Source organism: uncultured Thiodictyon sp. (assembly GCA_903837595.1).
In the GTDB taxonomy this organism is placed as follows: domain Bacteria; phylum Pseudomonadota; class Gammaproteobacteria; order Chromatiales; family Chromatiaceae; genus Thiodictyon.
Window position 1 is genome coordinate 1 of the sequence record CAILVI010000475.1, and the last position, 18,477, is coordinate 18,477.

The following is an 18,477-nucleotide window of genomic DNA, read 5'->3' on the forward strand; positions in this document are numbered from 1 at the left end:
AGCGGCAGCAGAAACAGCAGCAGCAGAAAAATTCGCACCGGTCGCGACAGCGGCCGGGCGCGGTCGGCGTGACCGCCCCCCGGACGCAGCGGGGCACCCACCGGCGCCGGCCAGGGGAACCAGAGGCTGCCCAGCAGAACCAGTGCAAGCAATTCCAAGATCATCAGGGGCAGCGGGCGCCAAGTCCCCAAAAACAGGGGCGCGAACACCAGCGCCGCAGCGAGCCCATAAAACAGCACCGCCCCGTTCGGGGCGGTGCTGTCACTCACCGGACGACCCTCCGGCACGGGCGATCCGGTCACTTCGATGACGGCCCTGGAATCGGGACAACCGTGCCGGCGCTGGTGGCGCCCGAGGTGCCCGCCGCCACCGCCGCCGCCGTCGCCGCGGTCGCTATCGCGGCGGTCCCGAGCGCGCCCACGCTAGCCGTGCCAATGACGACGCCGGCGGCCCCGGAGGCGCCGGCCGCCGCACCCGCTGCGGTGTACACCGCCCCCTGCGTCGCCGCTGGAAGGGTGGCCAGGAACGTGTTCGCCGCCGCCGGCCCCTGCACCGCCGCCGTCGCCATGTACAAGTCGGTCAACTGCAGGTCGGTCAGGTTCGCGAGCACCGCCGCCTGATCGGCGCCGAGCGCAGCGTAGCCATCAACCAACTGCTGGGCGTTCATGGTGGCGAAATTGTCGACGAAGCTCTGCCCGAAGGCGGACAGTGACTGCCTCACTACCTGGCCGACAGCCTTGTCTTGGAAGCCCGCGGTGGTGCGGACCAAGGCTTGACCAGTGCGGCACTGATCCGCCGCGCCGATCACCAGCATGCTGTTTTCCGGCAGGGCAACGGTACAGCCGTCGGGGTACACGACCTGCGCTGCCCCCCCCGTGACAGCCATCACTCGGTTGCCGGCATACAGCGGCATCGTGTTGCGCGCCAGCCCCGTGGCCGCGGCCTGAGCGACGAACACCCGCCCATTCAACTGCTTTAGCGTCGCCGAGGGCTCCACCGCACTAGCAGTCACGGCGTAGCCCGCCAGCGTCAGCGCCAAACCAACACTCGTGTATCGCGTTTTCATGTCTGTAAAACCCTCGAGATTGTTAACCTTTAATTTAGCGGGGTGCCCGCTCGCTGGCGGCAAACAGGTCGTGGCGCTGGCCTTAAGTCAGGCACCGGGGGCGATGCGAGCAGCTTCCTCGGAGCGGCAAACGACCCTCAAAGCTCACGGGGACGGGGACGGAAAAGCGCGTAACTTCCCCTGCGTCTATGATCGCATGGAACGAGAAGGTTGGCAAAATCGCCCTGCTTGACAGCGTCGTGGTTAACCGCATGTCGGCACGGCGAAGTTAGGTTGGGACAGTGCCGTGCTGCGTGATAGACTCAGCTACGCTTCGCCTTGGCGTGGCCAGTCCCCTGAGTGTTTACGTCACTGGTTATCTTGACTTAATCAGCTTGGTCCGCGGGCGGCGGCGTCCGGGTTCCCGGCAGAGTTTTCAGCACACTAAATGATTGATTTGCATTCCCATCTGTTGCCCGGCGTCGATGACGGAGCCCCGGATTTGGCGACTTCCCTGGCGATGGCGCGAGTGGCGGTCAGCGATGGCATTGAGGTCATGGCTTGCACGCCGCATATCTACCCTGGTTTATACGAGAATCAGGGCACGGCCATCCGTCAAGCGGTGGCGGAACTCCAAACACACCTGGACGAGGCCGGCATTGCATTGCGGCTGAGTCTTGGGGCCGACGCCCATATTGCGCCGGACCTGCTTGACGGGTTGCGCTCCGGTCGGGTACCAACCCTGCACGATAGCCGCTATTTCCTGCTGGAACCGCCCCATCACGTCGCCCCTCCCCGGTTGGAGGAAACCGTCTTTAACCTCCTGACCGCGGGCTATGTGCCGGTCATCACCCATCCGGAACGCTTGAGTTGGATTGAGGAGCATTACGAAGTCTTCGTGGAGCTGGCGCGCAAGGGCGCCTGGCTACAGGTCACCTCCGGCAGCCTGACCGGCCGCTTTGGTTCCGGCGCCCAGTATTGGGCTGAACGCTTGCTGGATGAGGGTTGGGTTCACATCCTGGCGACGGATGCGCATGGTGTCGAGCGTCGCCCGCCACTGCTGGCTGAGGGCCGGCGCGCGGCGGAACGCTGGGTGGGCGCAGAAGAGGCCGGGCGCCTGGTGACCACACGCCCGCGTGGCATATTGGAAAATTCAGGGCCGGAAAGCCTGACAGCCGCGTTAAGTCTGGTTAACATGGCTGACCGCGCGCCGGCGCCCTGGTGGCGGCTGAGAGCATGGTTCGCGCGTCGTTGAGTGCCACAATCTGCATGGTCTTTCGTGCGCCGGCTGATTGCTATTCCCCTTGGCCTCCTGTTATTACCATGCTCCAATAGATTTTGAGAGGTTCGCGGGTTTGTTTAATAAGGGTTCAACTACTTTATCTTGGGTGTTATTGTTGGCGGCACGCACCGTGCTGTGCGCGCTGGCACTTGGTATCGCTGCCTGCGCCGGTACCGGGCCGCACTCAGGTGCTGCGGGTAGCGCCTACCCGACCGCGAAGGTGCCGCTGCCCGCCGCCACCCAAGCGTCGGTCGACACCACAAATCCGAATCTCACCGCCGATGGCAAGGTAACCACCGGAAAGAATTACGTGATCGGCCCGGAGGACCTGCTCAAGATCGAGGTGTATGGCGCCGAGACCATGAACCGCTCGGTGCGGGTCAATGCTGCCGGTCAGATCGTTCTGCCGCTCATCGGTGTGGTCCAGGCAGCGGGCTTGACCAGCGAGCAACTGGCGGGCGAGATCGCCGCGCGGCTTGGTAAGGACTATATGCAAAATCCGCAGGTTATTATTTTTATCGAAGAATATACCAGCCAGCGGGTCACGGTGGTGGGTGCGGTCGCCACTCCTGGTGTCTATCCTCTGAAGGGTCGGGCGACCCTCGTGCAGGCGGTCGCCAGCGCCGGAGGCCCCAGCAAGGTGGCGAACATAAGGTTGGTCAAGCTCATGCGCCTCAAGCCCGACGGCACCCGCAACATAACAGAATACAATCTGAACGATATTCAGGAAGGCCGGATTTCCGACCCCGAGATCCGTGGCGAGGACCTCGTCCTGGTCGATACCTCGTTGTACAAGGACACCGTCACGCAGATGATCCAATGGCTCTTCCCGTTAGCGGTGTTCGGCACCGTTCTCTGAGGCCGCGCCCTCCATTATTCTGCCGTCACGGGAACCCAAAGCCGTATGAGCCCGCCCGATTTTCTTATCTCAGCCGATTCCAGTGCGCCCCCGCCGGGCCGCGCCCTGGTCGAGCGCCGGGCTGGCGTTGCGATCCAGGCGCCACCGTCTGAGTTTGTGGGCTTCGAGAACGAGCCGGAAGGCCAGGGGCTGAATCTACGCGAGCTGGTGCAGGTGCTCGTCAAGCGCCGCTGGACGATCATCATCTTCACCGTCATTGTAGTCGCTGCGGTGGTCACGGCGACTACTCAAGAAACCCCGATCTACCGTGCCAGTCTGACCCTGCAGATCGACCGAGACGACATCAAAGTCGTCAAGATGGAGTCACCAGGCGAAACCTTCTTCAACGGCAAGGAGTACCTGGAGACGCAGTATCAACTGCTGCAAAGCCGTAACCTGGCTAAACGCGTGGTCGACCAGATGGGGCTCGCGGAGCGCGCCGCCCCCGCACCGCAGCCACCCTCCTGGCTGCATCAGGCGCAGGGCTGGCTGGCCGGTTGGCTGCCGGGCGGTGATGACGCTAAAGGCGCCAAAGAGTCCAGGGTGCAGGGCGCGACTCCTGATCCGGCGGCGGACAGCGCCCGTATGGAGGGCGCCATCGGTGTCGTGCTCGGCGGTCTGACCGTCACGCCGATCGAGAAGTCGCGGCTGGTGCGGCTGTCTTACGACGGCCCCAACCCGAAGCTGGCAGCCGATATTTTGAATAATATGGCCAAGGTTTTTATCAACCTGAATCTGGAGCGTCGCTTCGAGTCAACCACCTATGCCCGTAACTTCTTGCAGGAACGCCTGCAACAGCTCAAGATCAGACTGGAGGAGTCGGAGCGTGAACTGGTCGAGTTCTCCCGCCGCGAACAGATCATCTCAGTCGATCAGAAGGAGAGCATCATCAGCGGTAACCTGGCCGCCGCCAGCGCGGCCTTGACCGAGGCCAGACGCAAGCGCATGACGGCCGAGTCGCTCTACCGGCAGATGGAGGATGGCACCCGCGGCCAGGGGTTAACCCAGGTGCTGGAGAGTAAGGTCATTCAAGACCTTAAGCAGAGCAAAGCCAAACTCGAGGCGAAGTATCAGGAAGACCTCGGCACGTACAAACCGGCCTTCCCCAGCATGGTCCAGTTGCGCGCCCAGATCACCCAGATGGATCTCATGATCAATCGGGAGATCGAGAACATCCGGAGCGCGAACACGGCGGAGATCACCTCCAACTACCAGGCCGCGCGTGCTGAAGAGGCTATGCTACAGTCTTACCTAGACCGGATGACGCAGGAAGTGCTGTCGCTGCAAAGCCGCAGCATCCCATACAACATCCTACGTCGCGAGGCTGATACCAATCGTCAGCTGTACGATGGACTGTTGCAGCGCTACAAGGAAGTCGGTGTAACCGCTGGGGTCGGGACGAACAACATCTCGGTGGTTGATGAGGCCAAGGTTCCGACGGCGCCATACAAACCGAATGCGCGCCAGCGTGCGCTGGCGGCGCTGTTATTTGGCCTGCTGGGCGGCGTCGGCCTGGCCTTCCTGTTCGAGCATTTTGACGACAGCTTCCGCCGCCCGGAGGATCTGGAGAAATTGCTCGACCTACCGATGCTGGGTGTCATCCCGAAGACTCCCCCGGTCGCCGGGGACGACCGCGCGATGGCACTGATCGGCCATGACGACCAGCGATCGGTTTTCGCCGAGGCTTACCGTTCGGTACGCACCGCGCTGCAGTTCTCAACCGCCAGAGGCGCGCCGCGGCTGCTGACCGTGACCAGCGCGATGCCTGGCGAAGGGAAATCCACCACCGCTCTCAGCCTGGCGATTCAGTTTGCCCAAACCGGCAAGCGGACCCTGCTGATTGAGGCCGACCTGCGCAAACCCTCAGTCCACCGCAGCCTGAAGTTGGACAATCAGACCGGACTGAGCAACTACCTGACCGGCGCCGAGGACCGACCGCTCGACATCACCCGGCCCACCCATATCCCTAACCTGTTCGCCATCACGTCCGGGCACCTGCCGCCCAACCCGGCGGAACTGCTGGTCTCGGCCCGGATGGTCGAACTGCTCTCACTGGCCGCCGAAAAGTTCGACCAGGTGATCCTGGACAGCCCGCCGCTGTTGGGCTTGGCCGATGCGCTGATCATCGGCAATCTGTGCGAGGGTACCCTGCTGACCGTCGAGATGGGCGGTACTCCGCGTGGTTACGTGCAGGGCGCGGTCAAGCGGTTGCGCTCGGCACGCGTGCCCCTCCTCGGCTCCATCCTGACCAAGATGGAGGCCCGGTCCGGCGGCTACGGCTACTATCGTAGCTATTACTATTATCAGCACACCGGCTACGGCGAGCCAGTCAGCAACCCGTCGAAACAGCTGGCAAGCTAGGAGCAGATTTAGGATTCGAGGATATAGGATCAATAGGGCCAGCGCAAGTTGGTGACTTGAATCCTAAATCAGAAATCCACAATCTCCTGTTCATCAATTTCTTGCAATGACCGCTACCGATATCGTCGAACTGGCGTTGGCTTGCTATCGGGATCCGCTGGCGTATCAGCGGCGGTTAGGGTCGAGCGCGCCGCTGCCGGCGGGCCTGGAACAACTGCTGGCGCTGGCGCACGGCTCGGCGGCGGCGCTGGCGGACGCGGCTCGCCACTGCGGTGTGTGCCCCGCCGAGGTGCAAGACGCCGCGCGGTTCCTGATTCAACAACTGTGCTTCGCGCCCGGCGCAAGCCATTACCGCACGCTGGGGCTGGAGCCCAGCGCGTCGGTCGAGCAGATCAAGGAACGGCACCGCCGATTGATGTGGCTGTTCCATCCCGACCGTGCGGCTGGCCGCGAGACCTGGAACGCGAGTTATGCTGCCCGGCTCAACGATTCCTGGGATACACTATCCCGCCCGCAGTCCCGGGAACGCTATGATGCTGGGCTGTCGTCGACGGCGCCCACGGCGGGTGCAGGCGGCCCCCGCCCGCTCTCACTGCCGGCGCGGGTGCACGGACGCAGCCGCTGGCCGGCCGCCAGCGGCACGCACTTCGCACAGCGGCGCCGTTGGCTGCCCATCCTGGTGTTGGGTGGATGTACGCTGGTCGCCGCGCTGCTGGTCGGGGCGAGCCATTTGATGCGGCCGTCGGCCGGGCCGCTGGTGTATGCTGCGTCCCCGGCCGCGCTCCCCGCCCCGGCACCGGACTTCGCGGTGAGAGAGGCCGAGTTGGAATGGGCGCAGGAACAGCGCGAGCGGATTGCTGCCACCGTGGCGGCCGAGCAAGATCAGCACTTTGCGCTCTTGGCGCAGGCGTTCGAGCGGGAGTCTGAACGGTTGCGACTCGAGGGTTTGCGCGAGCAACAGGTCGCATCGGTCCGCCGCGGGGACCTGGCGATACCGACACGGACGCAACTGCCTCGCGTGCCGCCCGCCTCGCCCCTGGTGGTGGTGCCGGTGCCTCTGGTCAGCCAAGCCGCCACGCCCAACCCCGCGGTTGATCGCACGCCAACTGACTCCTCGCTGAGCGATCGGGACGTTAGGAGCCTGGTCAAGCGTTACACCCGCGCCTACCAGCGTGCCGACCTGAACGCAGTGATGACGCTGTTCGCACCCGGTACGCGCAACCGGGACGGCAGCGACCTTCGTCGGGGGTACGCGCAGACGTTCCAAGTCTACATGATTCGCGGTCTGCTGCTGCATGACCTGCGCTGGGATTTACACGGGGAGACCGCCAGCGTGTACGCGGGGTTTGAACTGTCGCTGCGGCAGCGTAACAACGGGCAACTAAGCCAACTGGCGGGCACGCTCCGTCTGCAATTGCGCAAGCACGCGGACCGGGTAGTGATCGAAGCCATCGACTACCAGTGGCGGGAGAATTAAGGGGCGGAGGACCATGAGACTATCCAAAAATCTGATCATATTGGGCGGCATGTGCCTGCTCGGCGGATTCCTGAGCTGGCGGATTTTGGTCATCGGGTTAGCCGACTACTACGCCGCCGAAGCGACGCCGCAGGCGGCCTCAGCCGCATTGCTCTGGCGCGCCGACAACCCGGAGCCCCTGTTGCGGCGCGCTCAGGCAGTGGGGCAGCGCGAGCCGGCACTCGCCGGTACTTTGCTCCAAGCATCGGTCTGGGGGAATCCGACCAACGCCCTGCCCTATCTGGCGCTGGCGCGCCTGTGGGCCCAGGCCGGCCGGGTGCCGGCGTCCATTGAGTTGGTCGAGGTCGCCGACACGCTGGCGCCCATGAGCGCTCCGGCCTTGGCCGAGTCGGCCCAATTCTGGTTCGCTCACGGCCATGCGGAACGTGGCGTGGCGCGCTGGAGTGCCCTGCTGCGCAACAGCCCCACGGTGGCCGACCAGTTGTACCCGCGGCTACTCACCATGGCCAACGTGGCAAGCGCCCGCTCCCTGTTGGCTCCGCTGCTGGCGCAGCCGCCCGACTGGTGGGACAGCTTTTTTGCCTACGCAGCCGCGCAATCGCCGACTCCAGAAGCAGTGACATTCCTATACGAGGGCCGCAACCGCGCCGGAGCACTGCCATCGGCTGCCGAACAGCGCGTCTATTTCGACCGATTGTGGCGGGACCATCGTTGGACGGAGGCCTATCTGGCTTGGTTGGGGGGGCTCAACGAGCAAGCGCAGACGGGATTAGGGCCGCTCTATGACGGCGGGTTCGATCTGCCGATCACCGGGCTAGGCTTCGACTGGAGGATCGGGCGGGCACGGGGGGTGACGGTCGAGACCCTCGATACCTATGGGTCCCGCGGTCCTGCCTTGCACGTGGTGTTCGAGGGCCGGGGGGAGCATTTCGAGCACGTCCACCAACCGCTGTATCTGGAGCCGGGCCGCTACCAACTCCAAGGCCGCGTGCGCACGGACGGATTGTCGTCGCGCCAGGCGGTGCGTTGGGTGGTGCGCTGCGAGCGGGGGCAGGACCAGCCCGGGCCGCTGGCAGCCAGCGAGTCCTTCAGCGGCAAGGATGACTGGCAGCTTTTCACCCTGGATTTCCAGGTGCCCCAGGCGGACTGTCCACTCCAACTGTTGCGGCTGGAACAGGAGCAGGGAACCAATACGGTGAGTGAGGCCCTGGGCGGCGCGGTCTGGTTCGACGATCTTGTCATCAACCGGCGCGGCTAAGCATGAATACCTGGAGTGTGGTCTTCAGCAAGCCCCGGCAGGAAGCAGTTGCCAGGACAAACCTTGAGCGGCAAGGGTTTACGGCCTATCTGCCGATGCTCAAGCGCAGCAAGCGTCTACGCGGCCGGTGGGTTGATGTGGTCGAGCCCCTGTTCCCGCGTTACCTCTTCGTCGCGCTGGAGTTTGGTGTGCACGACCTCTCACCAATCCGCTCGACTCTCGGGGTTATCGACCTGGTGCGCTTCGGCCTTGAGCCCGCGACGGTACCGCAGGGGGTCGTGGAGTCCTTGATGGCCGCCGAGGACCCGGCGGCGGCGTGCCACTTAGGTCGCACCGAGCCGTTTCACAAAGGGGATCGAGTCACCATCGCGGCGGGTCCATTCGCCGGTATCGAAGCCATCTTCGAGGAGTCGACGGGCAAGGGGCGGGTCTTGCTCCTGCTCGACCTGCTTGGCCAAGCAAATCGTGTTCAGGTCGATAAGAATCTCATACTCTATAAGCCCTTACCCGGACAAAGTTCCTAACGGCCATGGTCGACTCCGCGGCGGCGCTGCCACCTCCCCCAGCAGGTGCTCCCACTGCGCCAGCGCCCGCTCCTGCGCGAAGCGATCCTCCAGCAGGCGCCGCGCATTGGCCCCCTGGCGTTCCCAAAACGCCGCATCATCGCGCCACCGCCGCACCGCCGCGGCAAAACCCGCGCCGTCTCCCTCCGCCACCGCTAGGCCGCAATCATGCGCCGCCAGCAAGCGCGCAATCTCGCCATCCGCATCCCCCACGAACAACACCGGTCGACCCGCCGCCGCAACTCCATAAAACTTGCTTGGCACCACCAGCCCTTCCAGCGTCGGGCGCAGCGATATCCAATGCACATCAGCAACACCCAGGCTCAAGTGCAGGGCGGCGCGCTCCTGGTAGGGCACAAATCGCACATTGCGTAGTCCAAGTCGCGCCACCTCGGCGCGCAGCGTGCGCCACAGCAGGCCGCCGCCAATCACCAAAAACACGACCGGCCGCACCAGCGCAGCCCCTGCGGTCGCCGCTGCACCGGGCGCTGACGGGCCACGTCCGTCCACCGGGACATCGTTCCCGGAAACCGGGTCAGTAACCGTGCTCCCCTGCGCCGCAACCTCGTCGACCGTCCCTAATCCATCAAGCAGTTGCGCTGCCTGCAGCAGTGCCGTATAGGTATGCGCTCGCCCCAGATTGCCGGAATAGCCCACCACGAAGGCATCCTCCAGCCCCCAGTCACAGCGCAGCCGATTCGCCTGCCGGGCGAGCGGGCGAATCGCCTCGGCATCCGCCCAGTTGTGGATCACCCGCACCCGCCTGCCTGATACCCCGGCGGCCCGCACCCGCTCCGCCATGCGCTCGCCGATGGCCACGTTGACCACCGCCCCGCATAATGAACGATCCCGTGCATGCCGCGCCCAGCGCCCGATCCGCCCGCTCAACCCTCGCACCGCCAGTGCCTCGGCGACCTCGGGAAACAGGTCCTGCAGCCAGTTCACCCGTCGCGTCCGCCGCCCCGCCAAGGCCCATTGCGCCAGTACCGACGCGAGTGGTGGGTCGGTCATCACCACCACCAACTCGCCGTTGCGCGCCAGTCGGCGTAACCGCCAACCCGCACTCAGCGAAAAGGTCAAATAGTCGATCGCGCGGCCCGCCAGCCCCACCCGACCGAAGCAAGTGGACCACACCCGATAGACCTTGATCCCCCGCACGGTCTCTTTCGCGGGCAACCGCGCCATCGCGTCGACATACGCCTGGCGGCTGGCGACCACGCGCACGCGATGTCCCCGCGTCGCCAGGTGGATGGCCAGGTCGGTCAATAGCTGGCTGGTCGCAGAATGGTCCGGATAGAAGAAGCGATTAAGAAAAATGAGATCCATGGTGCTCAAACAAGGTGGTTTAGAGAAAAGACGCGACCGCACTCGCTATATTCATCGTGCCTCTTAATTGCCGCCAGCATCATCTCTCATAACGCCGTGTGAACTCGAACATCTTGGCGCGAACCTGCGCGATATAGCTCGCGCGAATCTGGCAGGCAATCACTCCGGCGCGCCCCTCCAGGAAGCCCAAGCGGATGATGTAATGATAGAAAAACCAAAGATGGTGCTCCAGAGGTAGACGAATGATCAGGGTCTTGAGATACCTCCGCCGTTCCTGCGAGTTACCAAGCAGTCGCGGTACAATGGTATCTTCGCCATAGCGACCAGAGGAGCGACAGTGATACCGAACACGGGCCTCCCAAGTCGAATACTTGTTATGGCGGCAAATGTAGGCCTCCAGACCCTTGAAGTCCTCATGGATCAGCGGAGTCTGGAGACGCCCGATCCGGCCCTGCACGATGACGCGCTCGTGAATCTCCATGTCGAGGCCGTCCGGCGTGTCGTCGAACAGTCGCTCAAAGCGTGCCTTACCAGTGCGAAACAGCAGCACCGCGGCGTGCGAAAAGCCGCCATGCCGGAAGCGCCGCCCCAAAAAGTGAAACCCCTTCGTGATCAGATAAGCGTCATCGGCACCGGGTTGTCCGATCGCCGCGGCAATCTCCCCCCACAAGTCATCGCAGACCACCTCATCGGCGTCCAACAAGAAAACCCAGGGGGTTTCAATGGCAATATGCTCCATTGCCCATTGCCGTTTTTTCGGATAGCCGCCCCGATAATCGAATTGCACGACCTCGGCGCCGTGGTCCAATGCGATCTGGGCCGTGGCGTCGGTGCTGTGCGAATCCAGCACGATAACCCGGGCGACCGCTCCCAGTGCGGTAAGACAGCGCGGCAGGTTGAGCGCCTCGTTCTTTACCGCGAGGAGCACGGTAATCGCAAGCTTGGACGTGGTCTCAGTCATCATCACTCCCGGCGTGCTGTTGCCACGATCATCGACCTTCGGTAACCGTTAATGGCGATAGTGCTCAGGGTGAGATGACTTCTGCGGTGGCACGCAGCACTCGCTCCTTGATGACCCGCGCCGGGTTGCCCGCGACGATCTGCCACGGTGATACATCCCCGACGACGACCGCTGCGGCCCCCACAACGGCACCCTCCCCGACGCTCCGCCCTGGTCCTACAAAGGCATCCGCGCACACCCAGGCCTGGCGACTGATCACGATTGGCAGGCGCAATAGGGGCAAGGTCGGATCGCGATAGTCATGGGTGCCGGCGCACAGATGGGCGCGATGCGAGATCGTCGCCCCGTCACCGATCGTAACCGGACCAAGGTTGTAGATCAACGCCCACTCGCCGATGCTCGCTCGATCGCCAAGTGTCAGGTTCCAGGGAATATAGATGCGGGCGCTCGGATAGACATGCGCGTGCCGACCGACGCGTGCACCAAACGTCCGGAGCAGGAACCGCCGCCAACCGAAGAGGACGCGGGGGCTGAAGCGAAAGAGCGGCTGAACCAGCGCCCACAGCGCCCTGCCAATATATTCGCGGTCGCTGTAGGGGCGTTGCCGCCGACACGCGTCGATATCAAGAGGCATCAGTGCTGGAGGGCCATGATGGCAGTGTGTGGTGCAGCCCGCAGCGACGTCGCGCGCCGTTTGGTCATGTGTACCGGATCACGGGCGAGCGACAACACCATCCCGATTGACAGCCCAAGGAACGCGGATACGAAGGGGTCGGCCAAAATCTGGCCCGAGACCACCAGCCCGCCGGCATTGGCCAGAAAGAACGCGAACAGTCCAACCGCATAGGGTGATGCTGCCGAATCCGCACGCAAATGCCGGCTGGTCACTTGCCAGCCAGCGTAGATAATGTTACCGAGAAGAAACATCAGGGCCAACGCCCCCGGCACCCCGAGTTCGACCATCACGCGGCTGGGTCCACTCTCCTGCCATACCCGGGGGCGGGCGACCTTGATTTGCAGCAATCCGGGCGCCGCGACCCCCATCCCCTTGCCGAAAAATCCTGCATCATAATAGGACTCTAGGACCGCATGATACCCATGCTCCTGAACACTTGGGCCGGTTTCGTCCAGCGTCTCGGTATAGTAACGCATGTGTGTGGAGTCGGCCCCCATCCAATTATGCGCGAGCCACATGAAAGCGAGTGGAACGAGGGCAAGGCCCACGCGCGTCAGTACCTTGTTATAATGCCCCGCGAGCAACTGTAGGGCCGCTACTGACACAAGAAATGCCGGAATCATGTAGACCATCTTGCGTCGCCCGCACAACAACAAGGCGGCGATCGCGGCGCCGCCTAATAACAGCCAAAACCAGCGTCGGCCGCCGCGTGCTGTCATCGCCAGGATGAGCGTCAGTAAAGTGACGGTTGCCGCGTGCCAACCCATAACGTCCGGGCTGCGATAAAAGCCTGCAACCAGGTTGACGACATACCCCTGACCATAGCGAACCCAGTCCATCTCCAACGCTTTGGTGCCCAACAGCAGTGAATCGGGCCAGTACTCCAGGTACTACATTATGGTGCCGGTCAACATCACCGACGTGACGATGCAATAGAACCTCAGGAATTTGCGAATATCCGTCAAGCGCTGCGGAAAATGGTATCCCACTACGATCAGCATCAGCACCGTGCCATAGGCGGCGATGCCCAGCACCGTGAGTATCCAGGAGCCGGGCCCATAGGTCAGGGAAATGACACAGGGGGGTAAACAGGCAATCATGAACCACTTCATGGCTTGACCGATTGCGGGAAACATCCGCGCCAGGTCCCGCCACCAACCGCGCTGCTGGATGATCAGCGAAAAAACCACTGCCAGGATCACCGGCACCGTCGCCAAGGCGAGATAGCCCGGCGCACCAGGAAGCGATTTGCGAACCGGATCCTGGATCGCCACGATCACCCCCATCATATAGAGTCCGTAGCGCCAGCGAGTGAGCGCAAGCACACAGCCGGTGGCGATTAGACCGAATAAGCCATAGAGTGTCATAAGTATGAGTGGGCGCCGCCGGTCAGTATAGCTCAGCGAAAAACTCGATCAAAGGCGTGGAAACGCGCTCCCAGCGGAACCGTTCAGCGTTACTCAGCGCGCGGCGGGATTGCGCCTCCCAGAGGTCCGGATCGACCAATAGTTCGCGCATGACGGCAGTCGTCTCATCGATTGCGCCGGCCGCGACGACGCGGCCGCCGGGCCCGGCAACCTCCGGCGGCGCGCAGACATCCGCTACGATCGTTGGGGTACCGAAACACTGCGCCTCGACCGCCGGAATACCGAACGACTCACAGCGGCTGAGCAGGCAGAAGACCCGCGCCCTGGCATAGTGCTCATGCAAGCGCGCGGCCGACACCTGTCCAGTAATAGTCACTTGCCCGCGCAGGCCCAGCCGGGAGATCAACGTCTCAATCTCGGCGCGATAGGCGACATCGCTCCACGGGCCCACCAGCGCCAAGCGGGCGGCGATGCCGCTCGTATTGACGCACGCGAGCACTTGCACGACATCCTCGATCGCCTTATGCCGGGTCATTGCGGATACGGTGACGACCTCCAGTTCCCGCTCGACAAAGTGCCGGTGAGGCTGGGCCGCATCAAAGGTCGACTGATCAATTCCCACGTAGAGTACCCGACCGTCTGTCGCCCCGCAACCGGCATCGTCGCGATAGCGCGCAGCGACATACTCAGAGAGATAAAAGAGTCCGCGCGCCTGGCGTTGCGCCGCCCGATAACCGACGCGCTGCAAGCGTGCCTTGATCCGATCTGCCAGCCCGCGATGAAACTCCGGGACATAGCACCAGGGGTTCTGTGCCAGGACCACTTGCGGCATGCGCACCCGTGGAATCAGCGCCCCGGAGGTCGAGATCACCACGTCCGCCCCCAAGTCCGTCAGCAGGCGGTGTAGGTGCGCGGATTGCCAGAGCAGTCGGCCGATCCAATCGGAGCCGACGCCGGGGCACTCCAGCCACTGTACATGGTGACCCAAGTCCCGGCGCAGATCCCGGTTCTCGCGGTGATGTAGGACGATAAATCGATGTCGCTCGCGGTGCGCCAGCGTCAGATTCGTCAGGTGTCCAAGCAGCACGTGGCGACCCGACAGGTTATTGATCGGCAGTGCATCAATGGCGATCAGCATCGTTCTTCTATTGCCCCGTGGCCAGCCGTTCATATAGCGCGACCAACGCCATAGCCATCTGCCGCGTATCAAAGCGAACGAGATTGCGATGGCCGCGCGTCACCAGGTCGGCCGCCAAGCATGGATCCTCCAGAACCCGCAATGCCGCTGCCGCGAGCCCCGCAATGTCGTTGGGAGCACACCTCAGTGCCGCGTCGCCCGTCACCTCCGGCAGCGATCCCGCATCTGAGCACACCACCGGGCAACCAAAGCGCATCGCCTCCAGCGGCGGCCAGCCGAAGCCTTCGTACAAACTCGGAAACAACAACAGCGATGCCTGTTGGTAGAGCGTGGCCAAGCGCGCGTCGTCCGGATCAACCTCGAACGACACCCGCTGCGTCAATCCGAAACCGTTGATTTCCCTCTGCACCAACTCATCCGGCGTCGCCCCGGCGAGGACCAGTCGCAAGGCCGGATGCGCCCCAGCCATCCGGGCGAAGACCCGCACGACCCCGAGCCGGTTCTTGTAAAAACCGTTGTTGCCCACGTGCATCAGAATTGGGGAACCACTGCGCCCGTCCCGTCGCGGAACAGCGTTGGGCGTGGGAAATTTCCGCAGGCACAGGGGGATCACCGCGTCGACCGTTCGGCCGGTCAGGGCAGAGACATCGCGCGCGGACGATTGGCTGTCCGTGCAAACAGCACCCGCCCTCCGGATCACTCCCAGGCTCGCTCCAATCAGGCGCCGTGCCGCCCACCCGGGCCGCGGCACCGGGAAGCGCCCTTGCACCTGCAGGGCAGGAATCAAATCATGCACAGTGACGAGGGTGCGCTCCCAGGGTATCCCCGCCACCAAAAATCCGAAACTGCTATCCAGCACATGGAACACCGAGGCCCGTGATGCGCCTGCCCGCCGCCGCGCCGCTGCAATCTCACGCAACCTATCGTATTGCGTGCGCAGGACGCCGCGCTGACCGGCTGCCGGAGGGGTCGTCAGGCGAACCGGCAGCATGGCCACCTGCGGGGCGTATTGCGCCAACGCGCGCTCCACGAGATCGGCGTAGATCCCCATACTCCCGAGCCGGCTTCCTTCCGCGGTCGACAAGAGCGCAACGTGGATCTGCGTCATGCGAGCCAAACCCAATGCACCGAACCGGCGCAACCGCCTGCTGCGTCAGCCCGCCGCGCGCTAATTCGCGGTGCTCTCGCTGCCTGGCAGTCAGGCGTTCGACGCCCCGCTGCGCCAACCATAGCCATCGCTCCGCCCCGCGTTTGGCGCCGCGCTGGCGCTATCCGCCGCAAGCTGTGAAAGCCAAGCCGCACCCTAACCACCAGGCACCCTGGGCAACAGCCTGCGTCCTCGTAAAATCAATCCGAATGCCCAGAAAATCCCCAAGAGTTCAGCGCACAAGGTGGCGGGTATCCACCACGGCGCCTTGAGGTGATGTCGCGTGCGGATAGCCCGCAGCGGTTGAATCAGCACGGCCTTCACCGCGCTCAGCGGTCCGCCGAGAAATGCAGAATAGTACTTTCCCACCGAATGGTGTGGCCGCCAGGTCACCAGATGCCCACCCTTGACGCGCGTCCCCCCGCGTTCGGCGCGCAGATGCCGAATAGTGACCGACGGCGCGAAGACAATGGACCCCCCGCACCTTATCACTCGCCGGGCGAACTCGCTTTCGAAGCCAAACGCCGCACCCTTGAAATTCTCGTCGAACCCCCGAACTGACAGAGCGAATTTCCGGTTGACACAGAGATTACACGCTATGACATCCGAGACGGATTGTTGTCGGTCGCTATTGAAGGGGAACCATGATCGGGTCCAACTCTGGAACGCAATCACCTGTTCTCCCGGCTGCAGTACCTGCCCCGCTATGCACGTCGGCACGTCCACCAAGGCATTGAGGGTTGCGACCAGGGAACTCACGATAGTGGCGCCGGGAACGATATCATCATCCAAATACAGTACATAATCGGTATCAGCATTGAGCAGGCCGAGATTCATGGCTCGCGGGATGCTGGGCGGGGCGAAATGAATCCGCCGCAGCGCACCGCTCTCAATCCATTGGGATAGCATCGCCCAAGAACGCTCGTGGTGGCGCGGTGTCTGGTCAATCAATAGGATAGAATGAGCACGCACATCCAACGCCAGCAGGGCCTGCACGGTGTCAGTCAGAACAGCTTCCCGACCATAGGTTGGGATGACAATGGTAATATCATTGGCGCAAATCATAACCCGGAACCGAATTTCTGCCGCCACTGACGCGTGGCATACTGCCGCGCGGCGCTTCTCGGCACGCAGCGGCTCAAGAATGATAGCACACGATCGACCTGTGTCGGCGAGCGCCGAAGCTTGCGAAACGGCTCCAATTCGGGCGATTCGTTGGCGTCCATTGCTCCGTTAAAGTCATCGCGGTACGTCCGCCCGTCCTTGCTTCGAACCAGCAAAAGCTTAAGGAGTCATAACCACGCGGTCATCATATCGGCGAGTCCCTCTGATGATTTCAGAATACCCTTCACCGGTCAGACTTGGGTGTTCTGTCAAGGTATCGCTAATCAGCGCGGCGCAGGGCATAGTTAGTAATACCGAGACTTACTCTTGCACCGCTGCGCTGCGCAAGTGCCGTCCCCGTAGTCAGAGCGGTTTCCTGCCTAACACGTAAATGTCTGAGCAGAGCTGCGGACGAAAACGCAGCGGATAGTCAAAAAGTCGCGCGGTAACGCGGATCAATCCATTGCCCGAAAAGTACCCGAGCCAATTGCGCCCCACCAGTCGAACCTCCGCAAGGCCCATGTCCCTTACGATGTAACGTAGATCGCTTACGTCGGCCTCGCGGACATGACCACGAAACACCTTCGTTTCGTACCAGTCCTGCATTGAACTCCACTTGCCGAACCCCAAGGGAACCGTCAATCGCTTACGCAGATTCACGCAGTTTGGTACGCCCAAACAAAATATCCCCCCGGGCTTCAGTTTTTCGACCACCTCGCAGAACAGCTGCTTCGGGGAATGGTGCCAATGCTCCATGCTATCGAATGACGTGATGATATCGAACCGGCCCTCCAGATCCTTCAGGCCACTGCGGATGACGTCGCGCGAGACGACGTCAACGCCGTATCCACGATGGAGATCCAAGATCGTGCTCCCGACTGCGTGATTAATGGGGTCTTCAAAATCGTCTACCAAGACGGTCCGTTTCATGCCGTAAGCCGCACAACCCACGGAAAACAGTCCGATCCCACCGCCGAGGTCACAAATCTCGATGGTCTCAGGCGGTTTCGCCAGCCCGTGCAAGACGAGCTGAATATTCGAGTGTATTCTTACTACGTCACGCACCTGATCCCTGATCAGCTCATCAGGATAGCGATTTGCGAGCGTTATCAGGACCTCGCGTAGCTTGGCATCGTTCATATCAACTTAGCGCCCACTCATATTACAAAATATCGGTCAAGCGTTGCAGTCATTGGACCGATAACACTCACTATCGCATACGCAACAATCGGGCAGGCACTCCTGCCACTACCGCATATGGCAACACGTCCTTGGTAACCACGGCCCCGGCACCAACCACCGCGCCGCGCCCGATCCGCACGCCCGGCAAGACCACGCAATGCGTTCCCAACCACACTTCGTCTTCAATAATCACCGGCGCGGCGTGGCAGCCCTGGGCATCGATCCTTGGCCCGGCGTCAATATTGTGGCCGTGATCGGTGATGAACACCCCGGGTGCAATCAAGACGTGCGATCCGATCGCGACCGCGAGGCTGGCGTCGATCTCGGTGCCACGCCCCATGAACACATAGTCGCCGATCTCAATCGTCGCTTGAGCCGATACGAGTTTCAGCCACACGTCAGCCTCGAGTTGGACCCGCTTCCCAATCCCGACCTGCCACGGTCGATCGACTCTGACCCGCTCAGCCAAGAGACACTTTCCGGCTATGCGCGCCCCTGAGAGGCTGAGTGAGTGCGCCCGCATCCGCGACTTGAAGATCCGCAAAAGCGCCAGCACTCTGAAAATGGCTCGGTGCACGGGGGCCCAGCTCAATGCGGCAGCAGCCGCTGATACGGGGCCGCGCTGTCACGGCCTACCCTCTCCCAAGAATATCGCCGTGCTCTGTTCTTCGCGTGCACCGCCATGATACCCG

18 protein-coding genes are annotated in these 18,477 nt (G+C 62.8%); 6 read left to right on the top strand and 12 right to left on the bottom strand.

From position 1 onward, the window contains the following. Together QZY44_RS28325 and QZY44_RS28330 are read right to left on the bottom strand one after the other, a co-directional pair. The coding region (locus QZY44_RS28325; RefSeq protein WP_295455962.1) for a hypothetical protein at positions 1-269 on the bottom strand (269 nt) is incomplete at its 3' end. Positions 270-298: 29 nt separating this feature from the next. Continuing rightward, positions 299-1,066 (bottom strand): hypothetical protein, encoded by a 768-nt coding sequence (locus QZY44_RS28330; RefSeq protein WP_295455964.1) that lies wholly within the window; start codon positions 1,064-1,066, stop codon positions 299-301. 427 nt (positions 1,067-1,493) lie between these two features. Between QZY44_RS28330 and QZY44_RS28335 the strand changes: the two genes are divergently transcribed. The 6 genes from QZY44_RS28335 (at position 1,494) to rfaH (ending at position 8,845) form a co-directional block, all read left to right on the top strand. After that, a complete protein-coding gene (locus QZY44_RS28335; protein WP_295455966.1) occupies positions 1,494-2,300 on the top strand; it encodes a CpsB/CapC family capsule biosynthesis tyrosine phosphatase in 807 nt (268 codons plus the stop codon). A 142-nt stretch (positions 2,301-2,442) separates the two neighbouring features. After that, positions 2,443-3,186 carry a polysaccharide biosynthesis/export family protein gene (locus tag QZY44_RS28340; RefSeq protein ID WP_295455969.1) on the top strand — a complete coding sequence of 248 codons (744 nt, stop codon included), beginning with the start codon at positions 2,443-2,445 and terminating at the stop codon, positions 3,184-3,186. A gap of 45 nt (positions 3,187-3,231) precedes the next feature. Further along, complete coding sequence (locus tag QZY44_RS28345) at positions 3,232-5,586, top strand: polysaccharide biosynthesis tyrosine autokinase (RefSeq protein ID WP_295455971.1); 2,355 nt, start codon at positions 3,232-3,234, stop codon at positions 5,584-5,586. Positions 5,587-5,692: 106 nt separating this feature from the next. Then, the gene (locus QZY44_RS28350) at positions 5,693-7,063 is read left to right on the top strand and encodes a DnaJ domain-containing protein (RefSeq protein ID WP_295455974.1); all 1,371 of its coding nucleotides are present in this window, start codon (positions 5,693-5,695) and stop codon (positions 7,061-7,063) included. A 13-nt stretch (positions 7,064-7,076) separates the two neighbouring features. Continuing rightward, on the top strand, positions 7,077-8,321 hold the full coding sequence (locus tag QZY44_RS28355) for a hypothetical protein (RefSeq protein WP_295455976.1): 1,245 nt from the start codon (positions 7,077-7,079) through the stop codon (positions 8,319-8,321). Positions 8,322-8,323: 2 nt separating this feature from the next. After that, the gene (rfaH, locus tag QZY44_RS28360; protein ID WP_295455978.1) at positions 8,324-8,845 is read left to right on the top strand and encodes a transcription/translation regulatory transformer protein RfaH; all 522 of its coding nucleotides are present in this window, start codon (positions 8,324-8,326) and stop codon (positions 8,843-8,845) included. Here rfaH and QZY44_RS28365 read toward each other — a convergent pair. The 10 genes from QZY44_RS28365 to QZY44_RS28410 form a co-directional block, all read right to left on the bottom strand. Then, positions 8,825-10,210, bottom strand: coding sequence for a glycosyltransferase family 4 protein (locus tag QZY44_RS28365; protein ID WP_295455980.1), 1,386 nt, complete (start codon positions 10,208-10,210; stop codon positions 8,825-8,827). The two genes, rfaH and QZY44_RS28365, sit on opposite strands and share 21 nt — an antisense overlap. A gap of 79 nt (positions 10,211-10,289) precedes the next feature. Continuing rightward, a complete protein-coding gene (locus QZY44_RS28370; RefSeq protein ID WP_295455982.1) occupies positions 10,290-11,171 on the bottom strand; it encodes a glycosyltransferase family 2 protein in 882 nt (293 codons plus the stop codon). Positions 11,172-11,235: 64 nt separating this feature from the next. Beyond that, positions 11,236-11,805: a putative colanic acid biosynthesis acetyltransferase gene (locus tag QZY44_RS28375; protein WP_295455984.1), complete on the bottom strand. Its 570-nt coding sequence runs from the start codon at positions 11,803-11,805 to the stop codon at positions 11,236-11,238. Next, on the bottom strand, positions 11,805-12,707 hold the full coding sequence (locus QZY44_RS28380) for a hypothetical protein (RefSeq protein WP_295455986.1): 903 nt from the start codon (positions 12,705-12,707) through the stop codon (positions 11,805-11,807). Before QZY44_RS28380 ends, QZY44_RS28375 begins: the two co-directional genes overlap by 1 nt. A gap of 30 nt (positions 12,708-12,737) precedes the next feature. After that, positions 12,738-13,214, bottom strand: a complete 477-nt coding sequence (locus tag QZY44_RS28385; RefSeq protein WP_295455989.1) for a hypothetical protein — start codon at positions 13,212-13,214, stop codon at positions 12,738-12,740. 22 nt (positions 13,215-13,236) lie between these two features. Continuing rightward, positions 13,237-14,352 (bottom strand): glycosyltransferase family 4 protein, encoded by a 1,116-nt coding sequence (locus QZY44_RS28390; RefSeq protein WP_295455991.1) that lies wholly within the window; start codon positions 14,350-14,352, stop codon positions 13,237-13,239. Between the two features lie 7 nt (positions 14,353-14,359). Continuing rightward, the gene (locus QZY44_RS28395; RefSeq protein WP_295455993.1) at positions 14,360-15,460 is read right to left on the bottom strand and encodes a glycosyltransferase family 1 protein; all 1,101 of its coding nucleotides are present in this window, start codon (positions 15,458-15,460) and stop codon (positions 14,360-14,362) included. Between the two features lie 195 nt (positions 15,461-15,655). After that, positions 15,656-16,564 (bottom strand): glycosyltransferase, encoded by a 909-nt coding sequence (locus QZY44_RS28400; RefSeq protein ID WP_295455995.1) that lies wholly within the window; start codon positions 16,562-16,564, stop codon positions 15,656-15,658. A 402-nt stretch (positions 16,565-16,966) separates the two neighbouring features. Beyond that, positions 16,967-17,743: a class I SAM-dependent methyltransferase gene (locus QZY44_RS28405; protein ID WP_295455997.1), complete on the bottom strand. Its 777-nt coding sequence runs from the start codon at positions 17,741-17,743 to the stop codon at positions 16,967-16,969. 70 nt (positions 17,744-17,813) lie between these two features. Further along, entirely contained in the window at positions 17,814-18,182 is a 369-nt protein-coding gene (locus QZY44_RS28410; protein ID WP_295455999.1) for an acyltransferase, read from the bottom strand. Between the last annotated feature and the right edge of the window lie 295 nt (positions 18,183-18,477).

Coding starts and splice junctions, on each gene's coding strand:
- rfaH (WP_295455978.1), top strand. CDS start 8,324: ATGAATACCTGGAGTGTGGTCTTCAGCAAGCCCCGGCAGGAAGCAGTT.
- QZY44_RS28395 (WP_295455993.1), bottom strand. CDS start 15,460: ATGACGCAGATCCACGTTGCGCTCTTGTCGACCGCGGAAGGAAGCCGG.
- QZY44_RS28345 (WP_295455971.1), top strand. CDS start 3,232: ATGAGCCCGCCCGATTTTCTTATCTCAGCCGATTCCAGTGCGCCCCCG.
- QZY44_RS28400 (WP_295455995.1), bottom strand. CDS start 16,564: ATGATTTGCGCCAATGATATTACCATTGTCATCCCAACCTATGGTCGG.
- QZY44_RS28385 (WP_295455989.1), bottom strand. CDS start 13,214: ATGACACTCTATGGCTTATTCGGTCTAATCGCCACCGGCTGTGTGCTT.
- QZY44_RS28355 (WP_295455976.1), top strand. CDS start 7,077: ATGAGACTATCCAAAAATCTGATCATATTGGGCGGCATGTGCCTGCTC.
- QZY44_RS28375 (WP_295455984.1), bottom strand. CDS start 11,805: ATGCCTCTTGATATCGACGCGTGTCGGCGGCAACGCCCCTACAGCGAC.
- QZY44_RS28330 (WP_295455964.1), bottom strand. CDS start 1,066: ATGAAAACGCGATACACGAGTGTTGGTTTGGCGCTGACGCTGGCGGGC.
- QZY44_RS28335 (WP_295455966.1), top strand. CDS start 1,494: ATGATTGATTTGCATTCCCATCTGTTGCCCGGCGTCGATGACGGAGCC.
- QZY44_RS28370 (WP_295455982.1), bottom strand. CDS start 11,171: ATGACTGAGACCACGTCCAAGCTTGCGATTACCGTGCTCCTCGCGGTA.
- QZY44_RS28365 (WP_295455980.1), bottom strand. CDS start 10,210: ATGGATCTCATTTTTCTTAATCGCTTCTTCTATCCGGACCATTCTGCG.
- QZY44_RS28350 (WP_295455974.1), top strand. CDS start 5,693: ATGACCGCTACCGATATCGTCGAACTGGCGTTGGCTTGCTATCGGGAT.
- QZY44_RS28390 (WP_295455991.1), bottom strand. CDS start 14,352: ATGCTGATCGCCATTGATGCACTGCCGATCAATAACCTGTCGGGTCGC.
- QZY44_RS28405 (WP_295455997.1), bottom strand. CDS start 17,743: ATGAACGATGCCAAGCTACGCGAGGTCCTGATAACGCTCGCAAATCGC.